We start from the raw sequence: 23205 nt of genomic DNA, 5'->3' as shown, positions 1-23205 counted from the left end.
ACCTCTATTCGCGAATGCCATGTACATGCTGTTGTTCCCGATATTCCTCAGGAGTCAGGCCGGTGTTCTTTTTGAAAATTTTACTGAAATACGTGTAGTTGTGATATCCGACTTTATCGGCGATTTCATATATTTTCAGCTCTTTGCAGAGCAGATAGGATTTCGCATGAGCAATCCGAACCCGGGTCAGATACGAGATGAAATTTTCCTGCTTCTCTTGTTTGAACAACCGGCTTAAATAGGATGGATGTACATTAATCTGGCTAGCAACACTTTGCAACGAAAGGTCCTCCGCATAATAGGTGTTGATGATATCAATGACTAGATCAGTGTACTTGCTTTCTTGTGAAAGCTGGGAACTGGCGTCAAACGTATCCGTGATATGAGTTAACACATCGTGATGGATCTCATCCCAATGTTCTCCGTTTAGAACAATTTCATAGGGAGATCTCTCTGTCGCTGAAATTTTGCTTCGTGATGCGCTGTTCAGTAAATGGGCGTGCATTAACTCGAGTAATGTAATATATTGCTTGCGGACACTGCTCTCGTCGGCTCGTATACTCTTCAGGCGAGTGTAGATTTCTTCAAGAAATTGCTCGACCTCTTCCTTATTTTTGCTCATACAAATTTTCATGAAATGTTGTTCCTGCTGCGGACTCAGAATGTTTGTAACCTCTTGTCTACTTGTCGTTTCACGGACATCTTCAACATGTAAGATTTGGCTCCCACCTGTGAAAAAGCTCTCCTTAAGTGCGATCTCTGCCTCTTGACAGGCCCTTCGAATCGATGGAAAACCAAAAACCACCGAGCTCACACCGGCCGTAAGTGACAGGTTCATAAAATCCTTAATGGAAGCCAATATTTTACGAACCAGCTTGTTCAGGTCGGTTTGTACATCCGTGTCAGATCTTACGTTTACTACGACCCAATACTCCGACGAACTTTCCACAAATATTTCTCTTGCCCACCGGGATGGAATAACCTCTTCCATGATGTTGAGTATCGAGAAGCGGAGCAACTTTTCCCCTTTTTCGGTATACTTTCGTTTGACCTGATCATACTGATGAACGATGAATTCGATGACCACCAGATGGTCTGACTGAATACGGAAATGCAGTTCTTCCGCTTTGGTAAGTAACTCTTTGTTGTTGATGAATCCGCTTACAATATCTTGAAAAAAACTGTCCTTCAAGTAACGGATACTCTTGGAATAATCGGAGGATACATTAGGTGAGGCATTATATGATTTCTGTTCACTTTGCAACTTCTCTCGAATATTCGTCAAAAGTTGGATGAGCGACTGCTCGTTGATTTCGCTTTTAATGAGGTAGTCCGCGGCACCCAGTTTTAGAGCCGTTTTCACATAGTGTAATTCATCAAAATTGCTTAAAATCACGTATTTGCAATTCTTTAACGAATGGGAAACTTCCTGGATCAGCTGTAGTCCATCCATAACCGGCATTCGGATATCTGTAATAATTAGATCAGGCTGGTTAGCCAGCGCAAGCTCCAATGCTTCTTTTCCATTACTAGCTTCACCCGCCACACAAAATCCATATTCTTCCCAGTTCAGCATGGAACGAATGCCAATGCGCATCAGCAATTCGTCCTCTACAATCAATAGTTTATACATGGAAGTCCTCCAAAGTTGGTTATTTATACACGAGCTATCACCCTAAACATTCTTGGGCATGTGTATTCCATCTTGTAATTTATTCGGACTTCATGCATGAAATCCCCTTAAACGGTTATAAAAATGATCAGAAAACAATTCAAAAATGATAAACGATAAAAGACCGCCAAATTTTGGCGGCCTCGAACATTTGCGCTATATCTTGAAAACGACGAGAAAAACTAGATAAATGCTGAAACAAGCTTTTCATTTCTTCCAAATATTTAGATTGGCCATCGCAGATCTGCTGCTTTTTATTCATTCGATATTAGAATTGACATGGCACATTTGGACTCCATCTGTACAGTAAGAACCGCTTGATCTTGCAGCTGGACCTCAACCTTCCGGGTTTCTTGGCCATCATTGAACAGCACCACTGCATATGTTCCGTCCGTGTTGCGAAAAGCTACTGTATATATGGAATCTTCGCTGGACACCGATTGGATTTGAACCGCTTTAGGACGGATCAAAGCACTAAAATGAGCCAATGCGTAATAATCCAATGTGTAGACAAGCTCTCCCGTCTGTTGGTTAATCTGTACAATTCCGCGGCAAGTGCTCTGCCCAAAACCCGGAACCGTAGGGCCATTATGTTCATCCAGTGCCATATTCCATAACACGAGTGACTTGCTATAGTTTCGCAAAATGTGAATGCCCGTTCGAATCACATTGGAGAATGCTTGTTCAAACGGTGGAATCCATTCCCCTCCAGAACCTTCGGTGAAGTGCACTTCTTTTCCCGCAAAAGCTTCGTATACTTTGGTTTGGGCTGACGCATCTCCCCCGTACCAATGCCATGCCACTCCATCCACAGCTTCTCCTGCCTGCTCCAGAACGGTCAGTGGATAATCCGGACGATCCCAGTTGTGATCATAACACAGGATTTTGGTGTCAAGGTTGTTACGTACAAAAGCTGGCTTGAGATGATCGACAATGAACTCTGCTTGCGCCTCAGCGGGCATCAGCATGCCCGGATAATGTCCAGGCTCATATAAAGCCTCATTCTGCGGAGTGATTGCATAGATTGGTAGACCATGAGCTGCATAGGACTGAATATATTTTACAAAATACGCTGCATATGATGAATACCACTCAGGCATAAGCTGGCCTGTAATCATGGAGCCGCTTGTTTTCATCCAGCCGGGTGCGCTCCACGGTGAAGCGAACAGCTTCAGATCGGGATTCAGTGCAAGCGCCTGCTGGGTTAACGGGATGATATCCGCTTCATCATGTGCAATGCTAAATCCGGCTAATTCCGGGTCTGTCTGATGGTCGGGCAGATCGTTGTAACTGTATACCGTGCGGGCATAATCCGAAGCACCCATCGGGTTGCGAATCACCGACAAGCCGATTCCTTCTGTCGGATGAAAAAGGCGCGTCATCAATCCCGTTCGTAGTTCCTCTGTTATCTTTTGATTCATGAGATATGCCGCTGCGTCCGTGAACGACGCTCCAAACCCGTCCATCTCCTGGTACGTTTGACGATCATCCAGTTGTACGGTTACGTCCGACGAATCAGCGTTTATAGACTTGATCGGATTGTATTCCTCGGGGCTAACGAGACGAAACAGATCATTTTCCCCCGTTGTTTTGAATATTTTAAATGTTGTCATCGGAAGCCTCCTCATTATTGCATGCCTAATTTCTCTTTATTCTGTTTCATCTTCTCGCTACGGATCTTCACAATGTCTGCCCAGCGGTTTTCTTCCAGAAACGATTGATATGCCGCAAGTGCATTGTCAAATGAGGCATCATCCTTTGAACGCAACATGCTTACCAGTGTTGAGTTCCATTTGGTGTTAATAGCGGACAAGGCGCGAGCTTCCGGCGTTCCCAGGTTTGGATTGATATTTTCCAGAATAAAATGAGGTGTCAACTTGCCTTTGCCCCATGCTTGCATTTGTTTGATGGCCTCGGGGAAGGCATCGGCACTCAGCGCCTTATGACGGTCATGACCGAAGAACATAAATTCACCCAGGCGATAATCCTTCTTGAATTGGTCCGCATTATGCAATTGCATGTCCTTCACTGCCGGAAGTAATTCAACTGTACCGTCATCTTTTTTCTTAAACGTCTCTCCTTCAATTCCATAGTTCATCAGAATTTGGCCTTCTTCACTCAGCAAATACGTGAAAATTTGCATCGCTTTAGCCGGGTCTTTGGCATCCTTGGAGATGAAATTAATCATCCAGCCTGTAATACCGGATTGATTCAGTGTAGGTGCGTTACCCTTGGTACTTTGAGGTCCATCAATCGCGATGTACTCTTTGCCTTCGTTATCACTCATATAAATCTGAAGATTTCCGCCCTGTTGAGGTGTGCCGTCGAGCAGCATCGCCGCATATTTGCCGGATTTCACCTTTTCTTCAAATGCCGTACCGTCATCCGCAAAACTGTCATCACTGATATTGCCGTCTCTGTATACAGCGTTTAATGTTTTCAGCCAAGTCAGATAATCTTCGTCCAGATTGCGGTCATAGAACTCTCCGTTTTCCGACTCCAGGGGTACGCCGATAAAATCCTGTAACGCATCGCCAAGTGAACCGGTACCTCCACCGATGGCGTTAAAGCCAAACGGAATGAGGGATGGGAACTTTTCTTTGATCTGTTTCATCACACTCTGGAATTGCTCGGGTGTTCCCATGACTGGACTGCCTAATGCTTCATATACATCCTTGCGGATGATAAAGGCAGTCTTGGCTGGAATGTTACCGCTATCATAATCTGCTTGTGTGTTGGAATAGTTCGGATAACCGTAGGTCTTGCCATCCGCTTGCTGGAACCACTTCATCGTGTCCGCAGCCGCGACCTTGTTGAAATACGGATCATATTTCTCGGCCAAATCATTCAGAGGTATGGCCCAAGTTGATGCTTTGCTTACGACTTGTGAATTGGAATCAAACACCGTCAGCAGGTCAGGCATATCTCCGCCGGCAAAAAAGGTATTTAACTTGGTATCATCGCCTGTAATAAATTTGATGTTAATATTCAAATCTTCCTTAATCTTTTTGGTGACGATATCTTTGCCAAAATCGGTATTCCACCAATCGGCATTGACGTACCAGGTCAGATCGGTCACTTCTTCCTTCTTATCGAGCTGCCATGCTGGTTTCTCCGGATCAACCGTATAACGATTCTCAATGGATACCCAGTTCGCTTCACTCGCTCCATCGGAACCGCCGCTACATCCCGTAATCATTAACACAGCTGTCAGTAATGCTGCACATCCTTTAACCCCTCTTTTGCCCAGTACCCGGTGAATATTAAACATGTGTTTTCCCCCTCGTAGTCGAATATAAATCGTTGATGTCAATCTATCGTTTTATTCCTTCACAGCTCCAAGCATCATGCCTGAAATGAAATATCGCTGCAACAAAGGATAGATCAGCACAATTGGCAATGTGGTAATGACAATGGTGGCAAGCTGCACGCCTTTGGTTGTTGTTTCGATCACTACAGACCCGCCCACGTTCTGCATGGACTGTGTCTGGGATTGCACAATAATTTCATATAACATCATCTGTAATGGGTACAGTGATTGGTCCGTAATATACAGTTTGGTCGTCATAAAGTCATTCCACTGACCTACCCCGTTAAACAAAGCGATGGTTGCCATCGCAGGCATGGATAGCGGGATAAAGATTTTGAGAAAGATATGCCAGTCTCCAGCCCCATCCATTTTCGCCGATTCTTCCAGTGAATCCGGTACATTACGGAAGAAATTCATCAGGATGACGACATCGAAGAAACTGAACAAAGCCGGAATAATATACACCCAGAAGCTATTCAGGAGACCTAGTGCCTTAATGAGCAAAAAGGTTGGAATCATGCCGCCGGAGAAAAACATCGTAATTACGCCCATGGCTACATACAATTTGCGTCCTCTCAGGTATTTCTTGCTCAGTCCGTATCCGACCATGGCGCAGAAGAATACGTGTGTTACGACACCGATCATGGTTTTGGACACAGAGATGAAGAACGCCTGCCAGATGTTTGAATCATTAAACACCGCTCGGTAATTTTCCAGCGAGAACTCAGGTGACCAGAAGATGAATCCACCTTCTGCCAGTGCTTTGCCTGAACTAAAGGACGAGATGATGACATTCCAGAGCGGAACAATGATGACGATGGTACAGATCGTTAAAAAAATAATATTGAGGGTATCAAAGATCCGGCTGTCCAGATCTTCTTTGGCCGCTTTTCCATTCATGAGGGAACCTCCTTCTACAGCACAGACTGGTTGTCATTTAGCTTGCTAGTTATTTTGTTTGCCGTGACGAGCAGAATTACAGAAATGATGGAAACACCCAAACCTACGGCAGTAGCATACGAGAAGTCACCTTGCGACATCCCCATACGATAGACATAGGAATTAATGACTTCGGCCTTCTCGCGGTTCTGTGAATTCATAAGCACCAGCGTTTGATCTAGATTCGAACCGAGTAGTCCGCTGACCGTCAGAATCAGATTCAGGCTGATAATGGACTTCATATTAGGCAAGGTGATATTCCATATTTGACGCATTCGGCTGGCTCCATCGATTTTGGCGGCCTCGTAATACGTGGGATCGATCTTGGACATGATGGCGAGATATAAAATAGTGCCCCAACCAGCCTCCTTCCAGATATCCGATAACGTGGCGATCCACCAATACTTGCCTGCGTCAAGCAAAATGTTTTGCGGCTGGGAGATGATCCCGAGACCCATTAGCAATTCGTTGAACAGGCCGGTCGTGGAGAACCAGGTGATAAGCATACCGCCCAGCACGATCCAGGAGAGAAAGTGAGGCAAATATGAAACCGTTTGCACGAATTTTTTGAATCGTCCGCTGTTCAGCTCGTAAATCATAATGGCCAGAATAATCGGAATGACAAATCCAATCCCTAGCTTCAAAAAGCTGATCCCCAGCGTATTCACAACAGCATCCCAGAAGTATTTGTCTGACATGATGATTCTGAAGTTATCCAGCCCCACCCATGGGGCACTGGACAGTGTATCAATGACGGTGTAATTTTTGAACGCAATCGTTAATCCGTAGATCGGTATGTAACAGAAAACAATCATGAATAGAATGCCGGGTAGAACCATGGACTGGATCTCCCATTGTCTGGCGAAATCGACCCAGAACGTATTGAAGCGTTGCTTGAAATGCTTTTTGCCACCGGGTTTAAGAGGTTGCTGCTGTCTGTCTGCTGTAGTCGTCAAGTGACTCATCCTTCGTTGCTCCCCTCTGTATGTGTCGATAGATGCATTTATTCCGTTTTATAAAAACGTTTTTATTTTGTTCGAAAAAACTCCTTTCTCTGTAATATAAGACGAAAAATGGAACCACCGAGCCTCTCACCCGTTATTTACGGCCATCTCTCCGGTTGTTCATTTTCACATGACTTGAACCGCGTACAATAAGTTCTCCAGATAACTTTTGCGCTATTCCTTGTTCTTGTCCCTTGATCATATTGACCAATTGCGTGACAGCTAGAATGCCTTGTCTTGCAATCTGATTCCGAACGGTTGTTAAGGGTGGAGAATAATACGGAGCGATATCGATATCATCGAATCCGACTACGCTCATGTCACTTGGAACCTCATAACCATGAGATTTCAATGCCTGTATGCATCCGATCGCACTCAGGTCATTGCCGGCGAGAAAGGCATCAGGTAACTTGCCTGGATGCTTATGAATGAAGGATTTGATGGCACTGTAGGTGGCCTCTTCTTCAAAGTACCCTTGAATGATGTAGTCCTCATCGATTGGAAGCTCGTATTCTCGTAGGGCTGCCAGATACCCCTCCCGACGCTGCACACTGTCAAACATCTCATCTACGCCAGAGATATAGGCAATTTTCTGATGACCGAGCCCGATCAGATATTTGGTTGCTTCATAGCTGGCTACGTAAGAGTCAAAGATGACACTTCCCATTCGTTCGCTCTCATACACACGATCCAGGAAAACAGCTTTAATCTTGTCTTTTTCCATCGACAAAATATCCTGCTCATCGATTCGAAGCTCTTCGTAGATGATTACTCCATCTACCCGCCTACCGAGAATATTGCTCATAATCACATGTTTATCTTTGGTTACGAATACGTTGAGTCCGTATCCGAGACGGTCACACTCACGCGACATGGCTTCGACTAACTTGTAAAAATACGGCCCCGACACACTTGTCGTGAAGAAACCAAGCATTTTTGTCTGACCTGATTTCAACAGTTTCCCATTCAGATTGGGAATGTAATTTAAACGTTCCGCCACTTTGAGCACATGGGACTTCGTTTCCGGATTCAGTACATCCACACCATTTAAGGCATTGGAAACCGTAGAGATCGAAACACCGGCTTCCCTTGCAACATCTTTAATTGTGATTTTTCCCATACATTCAGGTTCCTTTGCTATTAAAACGTTTTTATACATTCAAAATAGCATAAAACCGTTTTCATTACAACATTTAACTTTTCAAGTTTGTATAAAAGAAAACCGCTGATCTTCATTGATCAGCGGCTTAATCTCTAGAGCTTATGCTGCTCCGAAGGTAAATTGATTTATTGAATATAAGTTATTCACTCGAACGACATTTAGAATTCAAGTTCATTTTATTCAAATGAAATGGTATATGTTTGCCCTTTTTGCGTTGGTAGACTAACTTGATCGTCTTTTTCCTGAACGGTTTGGACAACCGTATCCCCTTGATATACTTTCAAGCCAGACTCATCCTGCAAATAACATGTATTGCCTGTATGCGAGAGAATTTCTGCTTCAACCAGCTTACCGTTCTCCCAACTTAGGCTTACCTCAAACCCGCCTCTTGCTCTCAATCCTTTAACCGAACCTGTAGACCAGCGTTCAGGCAATGCAGGCAGGAAATCCAGATATCCCTGATGAGATTGTAGCAGCATCTCGGCAATACCTGCGGTTGCCGCAAAGTTTCCATCGATCTGGAACGGTGGATGAGCATCAAACAAGTTTGCGTACACGCCGCCCTGCTCATGTTTGCTTGGCTCATAGGCTTTAACGAGTGTTAACAAATTGGAGATAAGCTGTTCAGCTCGGTTCCCCTCTCCAAAGCGAGCCCACAGACCGATTTTCCAGCCAAGACTCCAGCCTGTACCACCATCACCACGAATTTCGAGTGAAGTGCGTGCCGCTTGCATCAAGTCAGGAGATTTTTTCTTTGTAATCAGTCTTCCCGGGAACACACCAACCAAGTGGGATACGTGGCGGTGCTGCGGATCTTCTTCTGTGAAATCCTCGCTCCATTCCTGAAGGCGACCTTTTGGGTCGATCTGCAAAGGCAGCAGTTGTTCTTTTTTCGCTCGCAGGAGATCCACGAATTCCGCATCCGTTTGCAGCACTTCAGCTGCTTGAATACAGTTTTCGAACAGCTCGGCAATGAGTGAAAGGTCCATTGTAGTTGCCTCACTGACAGCTGTATGTTCTCCGTTAATGACAAATTTCATCTCTGGTGACGTTGATGGTGATGTGATCAAATGTCCTTCTTTATTCTCAATGAGCCAGTCCAGACAGAACAAGGCGGCATCCTTCATCAGTGGATAACCGGTCTCCTGCAAAAACTCTTTATTCTCTGAGAAAGCATAATGCTCCCACAGATGCTGCGTCAGCCATACGCCGCCCATCATCCACAAAGCCCATGACGGATCACCGGCACCATAATCCCCTACAGGGGCTGTTTGTCCCCAAATATCCGCATTGTGATGGGCTACCCATCCACGAGCGCCATAGTTTACTTCAGCTGTTTTTCGTCCGTTTTCCGCCAGTTTTCCAATAAAATCAAGCAATGGTTCATGCAGTTCAGCCATGTTACACGTCTCAGCAGGCCAATAGTTCATCTCTGCATTAATATTCAATGTGTAGTTGCTACTCCAGGGCGCACGAGTTTCCTGATTCCAAATTCCCTGCAGGTTAGCTGGTAACGTTCCCGGTCTGGAGCTGGCGATCATCAAATAACGGCCATAGTTGAACAACAACTCGACTAACCCTGGATCACTGCTACCGTATTTCTCGATGCGCTCATCTGTAGGCATGTCCTGCGGAGCAACACTTTCACCCAGGTGGAGTTGAACACGATTAAACAGCGCTTGATGATCCTGTACATGACGTTGACGCAAATCTGTATAATCACGAGTCATAATCTGCTTAATTACGTCCGCAGTCTTCTCTTTTGGGGAAGTAACGCTGTCGCCTTTTTGACCTGTAGGAGCATAACTCGTAGCCCCTGCAAAGTAAATAACTGCTTCCGTTGCACCAACGATTTGCAGTCCGCCACCGTTTGAATGCAGTGTGCCTCCAGTATGAGATACCGCAAGTCTGCCATGGAAAGTCATCGCACGGCTAGTTGCTTCATCTCCGTAACGAACAGGCACTTCAACATCGTGATAGTTCGGTGACACATACTCCGGAGCGGTTCCGGACAATTCATATTGAGCGTTCGCAGCAGAAGTTTCGTGTCTCAGCGGACTGCTCAGTCTGGTATGGAAGTTAAGTCTTCCTTCTTTGCTTGCGGTTAAACGAATGACGATCCCCTGATCTGGATGGGAAGCAAACACCTCTCGGTCATATCGTACTCCACCAATTTCATAGGAAACGCTTACAACACCTGTAGATAAATCCAGCTTGCGCTGATAGGTTTTTCGTTCACATAATTGTCCGTGTTCCATCACAAGTTCCAGATCACCAAATGGCAGGTACGATTGTGTAAAAGGCCCCATCATTTTTTTGCTAAGTTGATCTGCTTCCACATACTGTTTACGGGCAATTAAATCCCTGATCTGAGGTAATACTTCCCTTGCCTCCGGGTTATTCCAATCCTGTGCATAGCCTGACCACAACGTGTCTTCATTCAATGCAATGCGTTCTTTTTCGATACCGCCAAAGACCATTCCGCCCAACTTGCCGTTACCGATAGGCAGTGCTTCAACCCAATAAGTGGCTGGAGTGCCAAACTGAATATTCATGCTGATCGTTACCTCCGAATGCACTTGATTTTTGGACAAACTCTAATTTTACTTGCTCAGCAATTATTATATCTTTCAATGCGAAGGGAAGATATATATTTAATAAAAATGAAGTGGAAAAGCTTAAACCAATGACAAATAATCCTTAAAATCCCATTTGGGAAGATAGCTAGATTTTGTAGTGTTTTAACATTACAACCATCATGAATACTCGTACAGTAGAGGGGAAATGTATGGTAACCCAAAAAGCGGTACCAAATTTGGTGCCGCTTTTTAATAAAATGTTGAGATTATAAGTAGTTCCTGTACTTCATTATCATTTAATTGCTTTATTGTAATTGAACACTCTTCATATAAGCCTTGAATTCTGCTGCAATCTCTTTGTACTTTGTATGATGCAAATAGTGCGAGCCTTCCATCGGGATCATTTTGCCCTGATCGGATTGTTTGATCTGCTCCTCATGCAGCGGTATCCAATTTGGATTCGCCGTGTTGTTGGATTGAACGAAGAGCAACATCGGCAAATGTCGAGGATAGGTCAGTTTCTCTGCATTTTTGAAGTTAGAACCTAGATTCTTCAACTCATTCATTAAGGTCGAATTGCTCGACACTTGGTTCGAGATCAGGTTCATCTGCTCTATAGTGTGCTCATCATAGTCCATCGATTTGTACGGATCTGCGCTCACATTTTTGAGGAATCGCATCAGCCCCGAGGTTTGAAGGAACTGCATCGATTTCAGAGGTAGTTTAACGTCCATGCCAGGCTGATTAGGAACACTACTGTCTATACCGATAAATGCGATCACTTCATCCGGATAGTCTTTTACATAAGATGCGCTGTACAGACCCGCAATAGAGTGCCCCATAAGGATATAACGGTCAAGGCCGAGCTGCTCTACAGCCTCATGTATTTCGTTTACGATATTCTCAGTGGTACGTTCTTTGTCGGTACGATCACTTAATCCATAGCCGAAAGGTTCAATCGCTACAACTTTATAATCTGACGTTAATTGATCAATTAATAGTTTGAAATCCAACACCGGGGATGGCGTTCCTTGTCCCGGAAGCAGCACGATGGTCTGTTCTCCGTTACCTTGAATAGAGACATTCATGTTTTTGCCATCCACTTGTACATACTGCCCATAGGATTCTATCTTTTTCTTTTCCATTCCATTGCTAATCACATTTATCACAAATACGATGCCCATGAATAATACGAGCGCTGCGATGATTCCCCCGAATATTTTTAAGAACAACTTGCGTTTCTTGCCACGTTTCTTCTCTGTTTGCTTCATTTCTACGATTTCTTCCATTCTCATCTTCTCCTGTCCCTTAAGTCTGTGTAACTGTCTTGGTGACTTAGTTACAGTATAATGAGACAAGATGTTGCCAGCGTGACGCCAATATGAACGGAATATGAACTGGCATATATAAGTTATCAATAAAGCGATATAAAATGAATGATTATTTACACAGAAACGGAGAGGACAGAAAAAACCTGGAAAAGCGGAGCGCTCGCCTTTATCACCGGATTTTTCCCTTTCGAAAAGGGAATCAAGAAAATCAGGGGATAACAGCGATTGGAAGGTTATTCTGTCATCGGAGTCCTTGTGTAAAGCAATTCAAGTATATAACAAAAGAGAGCCGCTTATATAAACGCAGCTCTCTTTGCCATGTTCAAGACCGTTTCCTAGTGGTCGAGGAATACAAGTTGAATGAAGAATAGAATCGCAAAAATATAAAAAATCGGATGAACATCTTTGCCTTTGCCGCGAAGCAGCTTGAGCACAGGATAGAAAATAAAGCCAATTCCGATGCCTGTTGCAATACTGTGCGTCAGTGGCATCAGAATAATGATCAGGAACGCCGGGAATGCCTCTTCCAGATCACTCCAGTTCATTTTGCTAATCACACTGATCATGAAGAAACCTACAATAATAAGCGCCGGGGATGTAATTGCCGGGATGCTCGAAATTACACTTATAATTGGACTAAAGAATAAGGTTACGGCGAGCAGGATACTTACCGTCACTGCAGTCAGCCCCGTTCTCCCTCCTGCGGCTACACCCGTACTAGACTCAATGTAAGCCGAGGTTGGGCTTGTTCCAAGCATAGCACCCGTTGTTGTACCGACAGCATCAGCGAGCAATGCACCACGAGAGCGCGGAAATTTTCCATCTTTCAGTAATCCGGCTTGTTCTGCGACACCAAGCATCGTCCCTGTAGTATCGAACAAAGTAATCAACAAAAACGTGAAAATGATCGTGTATAGTCCATTGGAGAAGACACCTGCCAAATCCATCTGGAACGCAGTTTCCCCTAGTCCTGAAGGCATCGCTACTATGGATGCAGGCATTTGGAACAGTCCCATGAACCACGCAATGATCGCGGTAATGACCATTCCGATAAACAGATAACCTTTCACATTATAAGCCATCAACGTAACGGTGATAATTAGCCCGATCAGGGTCAGATACGTCATAGGTTGGGCCAGATTTCCAAGTGTAATCAGATTGGATTCTGAATTGGCAATAATACCCGCATTCTGCAGTCCTACCGTAGTAATAAATAATCCAATCCCTGCTGTAATGGCGTGTTTGAGACTTGCCGGAATCGCATCCAGCAGCATGTAACGAAACGAAGTCAGCGATAGAATAATAAACAAAATACCCGCAATGAACACAGCCCCAAGTGCTGTCTGCCAAGTTACGCCATACCCCTGTACAACACTAAAAGCAAAAAACGCATTTAGCCCCATGCCTGGTGCGATAACAATCGGATAATTGGACCACAGTCCCATAATCAACGTTGCCACAATACTCGCCAGAATCGTAGCAATAAATACCCCGTTAAAGCTCATTCCCGTACCACTAAGAATTCCGGGATTCACAATCACTATGTATACCATCGTGAAAAATGTAGTAATACCAGCAATAATTTCGGTTGAAACGGTGGTGCCTCTTTCTTTCAGTTTGAACCAGTTGTCCATCGTCAAGCCAGCCTCCAACTTTCATTTTGTCTTTGTAAAATCTCACAGCTAAAAACGAAAATCCTAATTACCTATAGGATTGGAAATCTCAAGCTCCTATATTCGTCATTAGGATCTGAACAGCTCCGAATGTAAAGATAAAGAAACGGATTTCGTTTTCAATCTGAGGTGCATTTCGAATTTTATTAAAAATAACACAAGATGTCAATGAATTCCGAGCTTTGTTCACAGTATTTACGAACTATTCGGATTGGTTAGATGAATTTTATTCGCTTTTTATTAGTTAGGCTCTTCATTTCGGTTGATTCGTTTATTTTACACCCAGCATACAATTGTGATGGATTTTATTTACAAATGAATGATAATCTTCTTAAGGATGAACAAATGAACAAAGCTTCATGCATTCATATTAAAGAGATATCGAGGAGGAATCATTGTGAAATTGTCTAAAAAAGCATTGCCTGCATTAGCACTAACCTTGGCTGTATCAGCTTCCACTCTTCTTTCCCCTGGACAAGCAAGTATTGCTCAAGCCGCAGGAACAGAGAAAAAACCAATCAAAAATATCATCTTCCTCATCGGAGATGGCATGGGAACGTCTTATACATCCGCTTATCGTTACATGAAAGATGATCTTAAGACGAAAGTTATGGAGAAAACGGTGTTTGATCCTTATTTGGTAGGTGCTCAAATGACCTATCCCGATGATGACAAACAAAACGTTACAGATTCCGCTTCGGCCGCAACCGCCATGTCATCAGGTGTGAAAACGTATAACGCAGCCATTGCCGTGGATACGAATCAAAAGAATGTAAAAACCGTTTTGGAGCAAGCCAAACAGATCGGTAAATCCACAGGTTTGGTCGCGACTTCTGAGATTACCCATGCTACTCCAGCGGCATTTGGAGCCCATGATATCAGCCGCAAAAACATGGATGCCATTGCGAACGACTACTACGACGAATTGATTAACGGAAAACATAAAGTAGATGTACTGCTTGGCGGCGGCAAAAACAACTTCATACGTAAAGATCGTGATCTCACGAAAGAATTTCAAAAAGCAGGTTATAGTTATGTAACGGACCGTTCATCCCTGTTCGCTAACAAAAACAAACAAGTTCTCGGGCTGTTTGCAGACGGCGGACTGGACAAGTTCATTGATCGCACAAGCGCGACGCCTTCACTGGCTGAGATGACAAATTCGGCTATCGATCGCCTTAAAACAAACAAAAAAGGATTTTTCCTTATGGTTGAAGGAAGTCAGATTGATTGGGCAGGACATGATAATGATATTGTGGGTGCGATGAGTGAGATGGAAGATTTCGCTAAAGCATTCAAGGCAGCGATTGATTTTGCTAAAAAAGACGGACAAACCCTTGTTGTAGCTACTGCTGACCACTCCACAGGCGGCCTTACCCTTGGTAAAGATGGAAAATATAATTTCTTCGTAGACCCAATCAAAGCTGCACTACGTACCCCTGATTTCATGGCTGCTCAAATTGCCAAAGGGGCTTCAGTGGACGAAACATTGAAAAAGTATCTTAAATTGGAGCTGACAGCTGAAGAACTTCAATCCGTGAAAGACGCTGCTGAAGGTGCAGATGTTACCAAAATTGATAACGCCATTGAATCCATTATTGATAACCGCTCATTCACAGGTTGGACGACAGGTGGACATACGGGTGAAGATGTACCTGTGTATGCCTACGGCCCGGGAAGTCAGCGCTTCTCCGGCTTAATTGATAACACAGACAATGCCAAAGTTATTTTTGATATTTTGAAAAAGGGCAAGTAAACGATTTTGCACCGTGTCCTGATATCTAATGGTTAGCTGTATAGTACTTTTCTAAAGTGCCCCCTCTCTTCTTTCGAAAGAAATGAAGTGAGGGGGTTGTTGTATTAACATTCATTTTATTCCTGTTGTATTGGAATAAGAGGTGAATTGCAGTTATACCTTGGTAAATTGTTGCATTATGGCCGTCGCCGCCAAGGTGCAACCCCCGGCTTCTTTCAAAGATTTGCCGATGAGATGTGCCTGCTCTTTATAAACGGGATTATGAAGTGCTTCCATAATCGCCTCCTGTAATTGGATTGCGTTCAGGTGATGTTGATCTAATACGAGCCCGGCTCCAAGTTCTTTTACGCGACCCGCAACAAATGGCTGATCTGATGTCATGGGAATCATGACAAGTGGAACATCGAAATATAATGCCTCGCTTACACTATTCATGCCTGCGTGAGTTACAAAAACGTCTACATGCTGCAATATTTCAATCTGAGCAACATAAGGCTTCACGATAAAGTTATCGGGAATCATATCTTCAATGGATGTAATATCAGTGTATTTCCCTGAAGATAAAACAACATTTACTGGCTGATCTTTTAATGCATCAAAGCACAGTTTGTAAAACTCCAGGTTTTTATTCAGTATGGTCCCCATTGAAATGTATACCGTCTTCGTATGCCGTTCACGAAGAAGATGAGATGGGAATTTGGGAGCATCTTCCCGCGGAATAATCGATGAACCCGTGAATATAAAGCGATCTTGCAATTCTTCTGCGCGTGGCTGAAAATAACGGCTGGTGTAAACAATATTTAATTGAGCTTGATATGCCATCATCTCCTCCACAGCAGGCAGGCTGACCTGATATGTTGTTGCTATTTCTTTTGCCTTGTTCATAATCGCTTCATATAGTTTCTGTGTATCAATAACCTCTCCGTTCTCTATGCTTGTTGGCACAACGGAAGCAAAAGAAGCTATCGTACATACGGATGGAATCCCTAATTTCTCAGCGAGAATTTGCCCTCCCCACCCCATCAGTGAATCATAGATCAGATAGTCAAACGTTTCATGCTCTATCAAACGAAGCACCTCAGGAATCATTTTGGGAATGATACCGCAAGTAACCATGTGTATGAATTGGTAGGGATGCCGATACGCCAAAGGCTTGAGTGTAGGTTCATGTGAGAACGCATCCTCCGCAAAAGGATAGGTCATGACCTTGGCTCCCGTTTGCTCAATCCGGGAACGATATTCCTCTACACAGACATAAACAACATCTTCTCCAAGTTTGACTAGCTCCGTAATCAACCCAAGGGATGGGTTCACATGGCCTTCAGCCGGAGTAATAACAACCAATACACGCGCCATCGTGCGCACCTCCTGAATGTAATATGTGCCTCCGATCCGTATCTGGTCTGACCGGTTGTTTGTTTACATCGGAAGTGTATCTATTTTTTGCCCAGTGGGCTGATGTAATTGAGAAGGAACAGCGGCAATCCGTAATGATGAGAAAAAGCTCAGTATAACCAATAGAAGTTGAAGCGTCAGCACCATTAGAATGCCTGTTGATATACCCCATCCTGTCGTTTTGGCTAAAGCAACTAATGAACCGCTTACACCAATGCTTACAGCCACATAAAAAGAATCGACAAACTGAAGGTTGGCAGACATCTTTCCTTCCTGTCCAAGCTCAGCGTACTGTAAAGCAAGGACTGCGGTAGTCGGGTTAGCCAGCCCCACACCAAAACCAATAATAACCTGTGAGAGGAGAATAAGCGCAATTCCGATATCCGTCAGAAATAAAGCCAGAATGACAAGCATAACTCCGATGATCATAATGCCAATTCCATACATTACTCTCTGCTTTCGCCCATCACCTTGGTCTCTTACATCCAATCTGGCTTGCAACCATGCCGCTCCAGACCAGCTTAATGAGCCCGCTGCGACAAGTAATCCGGCAGTTTCTGCCGATAACCCCTTCATCTCAGTCAAACCCAAAATAACAAAACTCTCGGTTGCAAAGTAACAAGATACATACAATCCTCTTGTTACCAAGGTTGCTGGTAAACCGGATTCGACTAGAAATGTTCCTTGAGGCAATAATTTGTGCATGAACGGTATCATGATTATGAATCCACTAATCGAAAGAGCTATGCCCTGCCAGCTTGTAATCATGCCAAGACCTGTCAGTAACAATCCCGTTCCAATAGCTAATAAAATGGCCTGGCCTGTTCTTGAGTCAACCGCTCGTGCTTCTTCTATAATGTGCTGACTGCGCTGCAGATCACGAAACGAGCGATATGTAAGCAGAAGAGCAAGTACAATCAAAGGGATAACGATCCAGAAAACAAACCGCCAAGACAGATAAGAAGCAAGAAGTCCAGCAAAATAAGGCCCGATTAATGAAGGAAGAACAAATGCCATCGAAAAAGCTGCCAAAATCTGAGTTCGGAGATTTTCCGGGTAGTATAATGTTACACACACATAGACACATGTAATTAAAGCGCCAGCTCCAAATCCTTGAAAGACTCTTCCTCCAATGAGCATGTACATGTTCATGGATGTCGCAGCAATCATTGTCCCAATTACAAAAATAGCAAAAGATATAAGAATGGAAGTGAATACACCTCGCCTGTCCACTTGCTGGCCCATAACCAGTGTTCCTACAAGCTGAGATAACAAAAACGCGCTAAAAATCCAGCCATATAGATGAATTCCCTGCATGTCTTGAGCTATTTTGGCAGCAATAGTTGTGATCGCTAGCCCTTCGAATGCCGAAGTGGTTAATACCAACATAATGCCAATGGTCATTGCACTGTAACGTCGATGAAAGATGCCGATGGGCTTCTCGTTTGTCACGGACACCTCCATAAAATATTGAAATATTAGTAAAATACACCTGCAGATGTATCTTTAATATAGGATAAGCAAACCGCTTTGTAAACAAATATGTTTATTAAGGGGTCCTTCATCGTTGATCAAGCTGATCCGAAGGGCTGTCTAAAGTCGCTTCCTGTTCGGTACTCTCGCCATTTGCTCCTTCATAGAAAACGTATGCTCTGCATTGACTTCTGGCAAAGTGCTCATACTACATATCGAATATATTTAAGGAGAGATTCGAGATGGATCTGCAGAGCGGCAAATTGTATTGGCCAACCACGGTAACAAATCCTCCTTCTTACCCGAAGCTTGAGGTAAAGATTACTTGTGATGTTCTCATCATCGGTGCGGGCAGTTCGGGTGCACAGTGTGCTCATTTTCTTTGTAATCAAGGATTATCAGTCGTTGTCGTGGACAAGAGGAAAGTTGGAGAAGGCAGCACAAGCACCAATACTGCGTTGATTCAATATGCAGGGGAAAAGAGCTTTGTATCTTTGAAGAATACATTCGGTGAAGAAGCAGCCGCCCGTCATCTGAAATTGTGTGAACAATCGATCAATCATATTGAGCAGATCAGCAGCGAGCTTCCGATTAAGCCTGATTTTATAAGGCGTGATAGCTTGTATTACGCGAGTTACCAGGAAGATGTTCCTGCGTTGCAAGAAGAATATGAACTTCTCAAAAAGCACGGTTTCAACGTGGATTTTTGGGATGAGCAGCGTATATCAAGCGTATATCCTTTCTCTAAATCAGCTGCGCTTTATTATCATGATGATGCCGAGATGAACCCGTTAAAATTCGTTTATGGGCTGCTTGAGAAATCAAAATCAGAAGGTGTACGCATCTACGAGGAAACCGAGATTTCAGGTAAACGTTTTGAAAACGATTCGGCTGTTTTTTACACCAAAGAGCGCCACGAGATTCGTGCGAAACATGTGATTATTGCGGCTGGATATGAAGACAAAGACTTTAAAGTGGAGAAAAATGCCACGCTGTCCAGCTCTTACGCTGTTATTACCAAGCCGGTTTCCGATTTAGAAAACTGGTACAAACGCACGTTAATTTGGGAAACGGCACGTCCGTATGTTTATATGCGCACGACGACGGACAACCGTGTTATCATCGGTGGTATGGATAAGGATACGGCTTACGCCGAAACGAGGGACTCCAAAATTTTGGCAAGTAAGGATAAGCTGATCCACGAGTTTAACAAGCTTTTTCCAAATATTCAGGTGGAACCAGATTATTATTTAGGCGCTTTTTACGGCGGAACACATGACGGCTTGCCGGTTATCGGGCAATACGACTCATATCCGCATTGTTATGTCATTATGGCTTATGGCGACAATGGAACCGTGTATAACGGTGTGTTGGCGAAAATTGTAACGGACAAAATTGTGCATGGCTCCAGCCCGGATATGGATCTTTATTTGCAGAACAGACCACTCGCTGCAAAAGTTACACTCTAATCCGTTTCACCAGGAATGGAAACAGGCGGTTAGGAAAAGTGATATACGTACACCACTTGATTTCATAATTTGCGTATGTGTTTACTGCAACGCTAAAAGCCGATTCCACATCAACGTTGGAATCGGCTTTTAAGTATGACCTCACAATACCTTTTAATGCCCGCTATAGTTACAAGGTAATAATGATTGGCCCTTTTTTGGACAGAATGATCGTATGTTCAATCTGAGCTACATGACTGTTTTTGGTAGCAAACGTCCATCCATCCCCTTTTTGATACACTTCTTCTTCAGATGTAGAAATAAAGGGTTCAAACGCGATAACCATACCTTCTTTTAACAATTCATCATCTGACGTGTCATTATAATTATAGATATGATCCGGTGCTTCGTGAATGGCACGACCAACCCCATGTCCTGTCAGGTTACGAATAACAGTCAGTCCATGCTGACGAGCTGTCAAGAATACCGCTTTGCCAATACCGCTCTTTTTAGAGCCAGGATTCGCTTTTTTCAATCCTGCATCAAAAGCCAGTTTAGCTACCTCACAGATTTTCGTTAACACTTCTTCTCCCTGACCAACAACAAATGAGATACCAGTATCCGCGAAATATTCGTTTTTGGAGCCGGAAACATCAATGTTGACGATATCACCTTCTTGGATTACCCGATCCCCTGGAATTCCGTGCGCGACTTCTTCATTGACACTAATACACGTAAAACCAGGAAAATCATATTCACTTTTGGGTGCGGAAATTGCCCCTTCTTTCTCGAACAGTTCCCCAGCCAAGTCATCCAGTTCTTTGGTCGTTACACCCGAGACTGTCCGTTCAACCAACGTATCGCGGATGGAAGCAACGATCCTGCCAATTTCTTTTAAGCCATTAAAATCCTCTTCCGTTTTTGCAATCATATGCGCGTACCTCACGTTCCTTCTTCTTTGTAAACAGAAAGTTTCATCTTATTGCAACATAAATTGCTACAGTTTGCAACATGTTTAGGATTTGATTTACTCGCGCAAAGGCAAAACTCAACTATTTGACATCTCAAACGAGTTGAAAAACGTTATCAGTGCTTCTTTAGGAAACAGCTGCTGAACCTACAGCGTGCAGAAAAAGAGGTGAACCGAAGTTCACCCCTGGCAAAACGTTAATGATCATGCTGCATCCATGAATTTCGCTTTCTCTAAATTAAATTAGCGAACTACATTAACCATTATTGCTGTTTGTACACCCGAACATAATCCACCTGCATGGTTGCAGGAATATCAGCAGCATCCGGAATACGGCCACCATCGAAATTACCGCCGATCGCCAAGTTCATGATTAAATAGAACGGTTCATCAAATGGAGCATTAGGGTTGTTCGGTGCAGCTGCAGAAGACCACTGCTGATTGGTAACTTTATAGAAGAATTTGCCGTCCACGTACCATTTGATGTTGTCCGGTTCCCAAACTACAGAATATACGTGATAATCGTTAGCAATCGTTTGTCCTGCGGGGAAGTGATACTCTCCGCCTATATACTGATTGGCAGGCCATTGCCCGCCAAAGTGAATCGTGCCACTGGATGTTCCAGGCAGACGACCTCTTGCCTCCATCACGTCAATTTCGCCTGATGCAGCCCATGTGCCGTATACCGAATCTTGCGGCAGCATCCAGAGAGCAGGCCAGACGCCATCCCCTGTAGGCAGCTTGGCACGGAAATCGACACGCCCGTATTTCAGGGATAGCTTGTCTTTGGTATTCACCTTACCGGAGGCATATTTCGCAAAACGATTCGGGTCTTGAGGGAATGATTGGTTACTATGTGTTGCACGGATATTTAATTTTCCATCCTGAACAAAAATATTTTGCGGACTGGTAGTGTAGTGCTGCAGCTCCGCATTGCCCCAACCCCAGGTTCCCGGATCATCATTGAGATAATACCCTGTTTCTATATTCCATTTGCTTGTATCCAGCGCAGAACCACTGAACTCATCCTGCCAAATCAGATTCATGCCTTCAATCGCCGGATTGTTCGGTGTACCGATGGAGATGTCTTCTTGGTCCGAACCATCGGGACGTGGGGCATCCGGGTTGCCAATGAGTGTATAGTTCACATAGTTGCTGCCTACGTTTCCACCGGGTTGTCCATTAAACGGATACCCGATTCGAATTTGCATATTTTCCTGAATAGGCCGGAACCACAGACCGTAGATATGATCGGCCCAGTATCCCCACTGATTGGCATCGGAAATCGGATTGTAGCCATTAGCGGAATACGTAAATTTACTTTGACCACTATTACTTAAGTCCACCCACTGACCATTAATATTGATTTGGTAAACAAAATTTTGTAATTCCTTCGCAATAGGTGCGCTCCCGCCAATCTTGGGCAGTGGAATACCTATGGAACCGCTCTGATCCGCTGTAAAAGTTGTGCCTTCATAGGGAGTAACTACGAATGAATTACGCACAGGTTCATTGAATGTAATGGTGTAAATAATATTCGCAGCCGATGTTTTGGACTGGAGCTTGACGTGAATAGACTCGGTTACGTTAAACCAATATCCTCCTCCACCCTCCGTGAATTGGCCGAAATTCTGATCGTAAATCCAGCCGCTGGCTGCGTTATTGTCAATATCAATCCACGTGTTGCTCTGCACAGGTTTCACATACACCTTGAGATCCTGAGCGACGGCTTCGTAGGTGACTGATGGATTATGGTTAAAGATGGGATACGTAAAGCCGGCGCCTCCGGTGCTGCTGGCAATGATATCAGGCCCCTGTGTAGGGCTCATTGCTGTGATCGTTGTTTCGTTAATGTTTTGAAAGACCAGTCGATAATTAAGCTTTATTCCATTCGCTTTGGAATACAATTGAATATCGGTTGTTGTGGAGAGAGTGAACCAATATCCATGGAAGCCGGCGTCAGTCCAGTGCCCCCAGTTTTGGTTGTACGTAAAGCCTTGCGCCTGATCAATATCCATCCACTCGCTTCCTACCCTGACCTTAACGCCTAAATCCCCGTTCACTTCGCTCCATGCAGCAGAACCCCCATTAAACTTCGGCATCACAAATCCGAAACTGGCCTTGCCAACTCCGGATTTGGATATGACAGGTCCGTCAGCAGATGAAAAGTACTCCATGGACGTAATCGTCTTCCCGGCAGCCCGAGCCGTTGAACCGGGCCCAAGTAAAACACTGGCGAGCATGATGAATACGAGCATCACACCCATCCTTCTGTACACCAATCGCATCTCCCTGCAAGTAGCCGATTTCATTCATTCTCCTCCTTCAGTTCATTTTTCCAATCTGGTATCAATAAGGAAAAATATTACAGATCGGATAACTCTATTCTACCGAAAAGAAGAATGCGCTGAAAGATATATTTATAAATTGTTTTGGCCTGACAATTCATTCTATGAATAAAAAGAGATGATTCCTTTACAACACAGAAATCAT

At 44.0% G+C, this 23205-nt stretch carries 15 protein-coding genes; 2 read left to right on the top strand and 13 right to left on the bottom strand.

The features are described from left to right. Positions 1 to 4: 4 nt before the first annotated feature. The 9 genes from AC1VYS_RS14795 to AC1VYS_RS14755 form a co-directional block, all read right to left on the bottom strand. Complete coding sequence (locus AC1VYS_RS14795; protein WP_482910322.1) at positions 5 to 1633, bottom strand: response regulator; 1629 nt, start codon at positions 1631 to 1633, stop codon at positions 5 to 7. Positions 1634 to 1926: 293 nt separating this feature from the next. After that, the gene (locus tag AC1VYS_RS14790) at positions 1927 to 3285 is read right to left on the bottom strand and encodes a glycoside hydrolase family 30 protein (protein ID WP_482910320.1); all 1359 of its coding nucleotides are present in this window, start codon (positions 3283 to 3285) and stop codon (positions 1927 to 1929) included. Positions 3286 to 3299: 14 nt separating this feature from the next. Next, a complete protein-coding gene (locus tag AC1VYS_RS14785) occupies positions 3300 to 4943 on the bottom strand; it encodes a type 2 periplasmic-binding domain-containing protein (RefSeq protein ID WP_482910319.1) in 1644 nt (547 codons plus the stop codon). 51 nt (positions 4944 to 4994) lie between these two features. Then, entirely contained in the window at positions 4995 to 5882 is an 888-nt protein-coding gene (locus AC1VYS_RS14780) for a carbohydrate ABC transporter permease (protein ID WP_090916131.1), read from the bottom strand. A 14-nt stretch (positions 5883 to 5896) separates the two neighbouring features. Further along, positions 5897 to 6886, bottom strand: a complete 990-nt coding sequence (locus tag AC1VYS_RS14775; protein WP_482910318.1) for an ABC transporter permease — start codon at positions 6884 to 6886, stop codon at positions 5897 to 5899. Between the two features lie 133 nt (positions 6887 to 7019). Further along, complete coding sequence (locus tag AC1VYS_RS14770; RefSeq protein WP_482910317.1) at positions 7020 to 8045, bottom strand: LacI family DNA-binding transcriptional regulator; 1026 nt, start codon at positions 8043 to 8045, stop codon at positions 7020 to 7022. 218 nt (positions 8046 to 8263) lie between these two features. Further along, positions 8264 to 10642 carry a glycoside hydrolase family 95 protein gene (locus AC1VYS_RS14765; RefSeq protein ID WP_482910316.1) on the bottom strand — a complete coding sequence of 793 codons (2379 nt, stop codon included), beginning with the start codon at positions 10640 to 10642 and terminating at the stop codon, positions 8264 to 8266. Between the two features lie 329 nt (positions 10643 to 10971). Next, entirely contained in the window at positions 10972 to 11955 is a 984-nt protein-coding gene (locus tag AC1VYS_RS14760; protein WP_482910315.1) for an alpha/beta hydrolase, read from the bottom strand. A gap of 377 nt (positions 11956 to 12332) precedes the next feature. Further along, the gene (locus AC1VYS_RS14755) at positions 12333 to 13631 is read right to left on the bottom strand and encodes an NCS2 family permease (RefSeq protein WP_482910314.1); all 1299 of its coding nucleotides are present in this window, start codon (positions 13629 to 13631) and stop codon (positions 12333 to 12335) included. A gap of 433 nt (positions 13632 to 14064) precedes the next feature. Between AC1VYS_RS14755 and AC1VYS_RS14750 the strand changes: the two genes are divergently transcribed. After that, positions 14065 to 15426 carry an alkaline phosphatase gene (locus AC1VYS_RS14750; protein ID WP_482915003.1) on the top strand — a complete coding sequence of 454 codons (1362 nt, stop codon included), beginning with the start codon at positions 14065 to 14067 and terminating at the stop codon, positions 15424 to 15426. 153 nt (positions 15427 to 15579) lie between these two features. Here the strand turns inward: AC1VYS_RS14750 and AC1VYS_RS14745 are convergent, their stop codons facing one another. Together AC1VYS_RS14745 and AC1VYS_RS14740 are read right to left on the bottom strand one after the other, a co-directional pair. Further along, a complete protein-coding gene (locus AC1VYS_RS14745) occupies positions 15580 to 16782 on the bottom strand; it encodes a macrolide family glycosyltransferase (RefSeq protein WP_482910313.1) in 1203 nt (400 codons plus the stop codon). A 63-nt stretch (positions 16783 to 16845) separates the two neighbouring features. Next, positions 16846 to 18210: an MFS transporter gene (locus AC1VYS_RS14740; protein ID WP_482915002.1), complete on the bottom strand. Its 1365-nt coding sequence runs from the start codon at positions 18208 to 18210 to the stop codon at positions 16846 to 16848. A 326-nt stretch (positions 18211 to 18536) separates the two neighbouring features. On the opposite strand from AC1VYS_RS14740, the gene AC1VYS_RS14735 reads away from it, so the two are divergent. Beyond that, a complete protein-coding gene (locus AC1VYS_RS14735; protein WP_482910312.1) occupies positions 18537 to 19763 on the top strand; it encodes an NAD(P)/FAD-dependent oxidoreductase in 1227 nt (408 codons plus the stop codon). Between the two features lie 169 nt (positions 19764 to 19932). On the opposite strand, the gene map is transcribed toward AC1VYS_RS14735, so the two are convergent. After that, positions 19933 to 20673 carry a type I methionyl aminopeptidase gene (map, locus tag AC1VYS_RS14730; protein ID WP_154959123.1) on the bottom strand — a complete coding sequence of 247 codons (741 nt, stop codon included), beginning with the start codon at positions 20671 to 20673 and terminating at the stop codon, positions 19933 to 19935. 302 nt (positions 20674 to 20975) lie between these two features. Beyond that, the gene (locus AC1VYS_RS14725; protein ID WP_482915001.1) at positions 20976 to 22979 is read right to left on the bottom strand and encodes a glycoside hydrolase family 16 protein; all 2004 of its coding nucleotides are present in this window, start codon (positions 22977 to 22979) and stop codon (positions 20976 to 20978) included. Positions 22980 to 23205 lie beyond the last annotated feature (226 nt).

This window comes from Paenibacillus sp. G34 (genome assembly GCF_056856875.1).
Note: the sequence above shows the minus strand (reverse complement) of the source record. Positions and strands in the feature narration are given on the sequence as shown.

Bases quoted from the DNA above. Each gene is read 5' to 3' on its own strand.
- AC1VYS_RS14735 (WP_482910312.1), top strand. From the start codon at position 18,537: ATGGATCTGCAGAGCGGCAAATTGTATTGGCCAACCACGGTAACAAAT.
- AC1VYS_RS14745 (WP_482910313.1), bottom strand. From the start codon at position 16,782: ATGGCGCGTGTATTGGTTGTTATTACTCCGGCTGAAGGCCATGTGAAC.
- AC1VYS_RS14760 (WP_482910315.1), bottom strand. From the start codon at position 11,955: ATGGAAGAAATCGTAGAAATGAAGCAAACAGAGAAGAAACGTGGCAAG.
- AC1VYS_RS14785 (WP_482910319.1), bottom strand. From the start codon at position 4,943: ATGTTTAATATTCACCGGGTACTGGGCAAAAGAGGGGTTAAAGGATGT.
- AC1VYS_RS14775 (WP_482910318.1), bottom strand. From the start codon at position 6,886: ATGAGTCACTTGACGACTACAGCAGACAGACAGCAGCAACCTCTTAAA.
- AC1VYS_RS14725 (WP_482915001.1), bottom strand. From the start codon at position 22,979: ATGGGTGTGATGCTCGTATTCATCATGCTCGCCAGTGTTTTACTTGGG.
- AC1VYS_RS14765 (WP_482910316.1), bottom strand. From the start codon at position 10,642: ATGAATATTCAGTTTGGCACTCCAGCCACTTATTGGGTTGAAGCACTG.
- AC1VYS_RS14770 (WP_482910317.1), bottom strand. From the start codon at position 8,045: ATGGGAAAAATCACAATTAAAGATGTTGCAAGGGAAGCCGGTGTTTCG.
- map (WP_154959123.1), bottom strand. From the start codon at position 20,673: ATGATTGCAAAAACGGAAGAGGATTTTAATGGCTTAAAAGAAATTGGC.
- AC1VYS_RS14795 (WP_482910322.1), bottom strand. From the start codon at position 1,633: ATGTATAAACTATTGATTGTAGAGGACGAATTGCTGATGCGCATTGGC.
- AC1VYS_RS14740 (WP_482915002.1), bottom strand. From the start codon at position 18,210: ATGTTGGTATTAACCACTTCGGCATTCGAAGGGCTAGCGATCACAACT.
- AC1VYS_RS14780 (WP_090916131.1), bottom strand. From the start codon at position 5,882: ATGAATGGAAAAGCGGCCAAAGAAGATCTGGACAGCCGGATCTTTGAT.
- AC1VYS_RS14755 (WP_482910314.1), bottom strand. From the start codon at position 13,631: ATGGACAACTGGTTCAAACTGAAAGAAAGAGGCACCACCGTTTCAACC.
- AC1VYS_RS14790 (WP_482910320.1), bottom strand. From the start codon at position 3,285: ATGACAACATTTAAAATATTCAAAACAACGGGGGAAAATGATCTGTTT.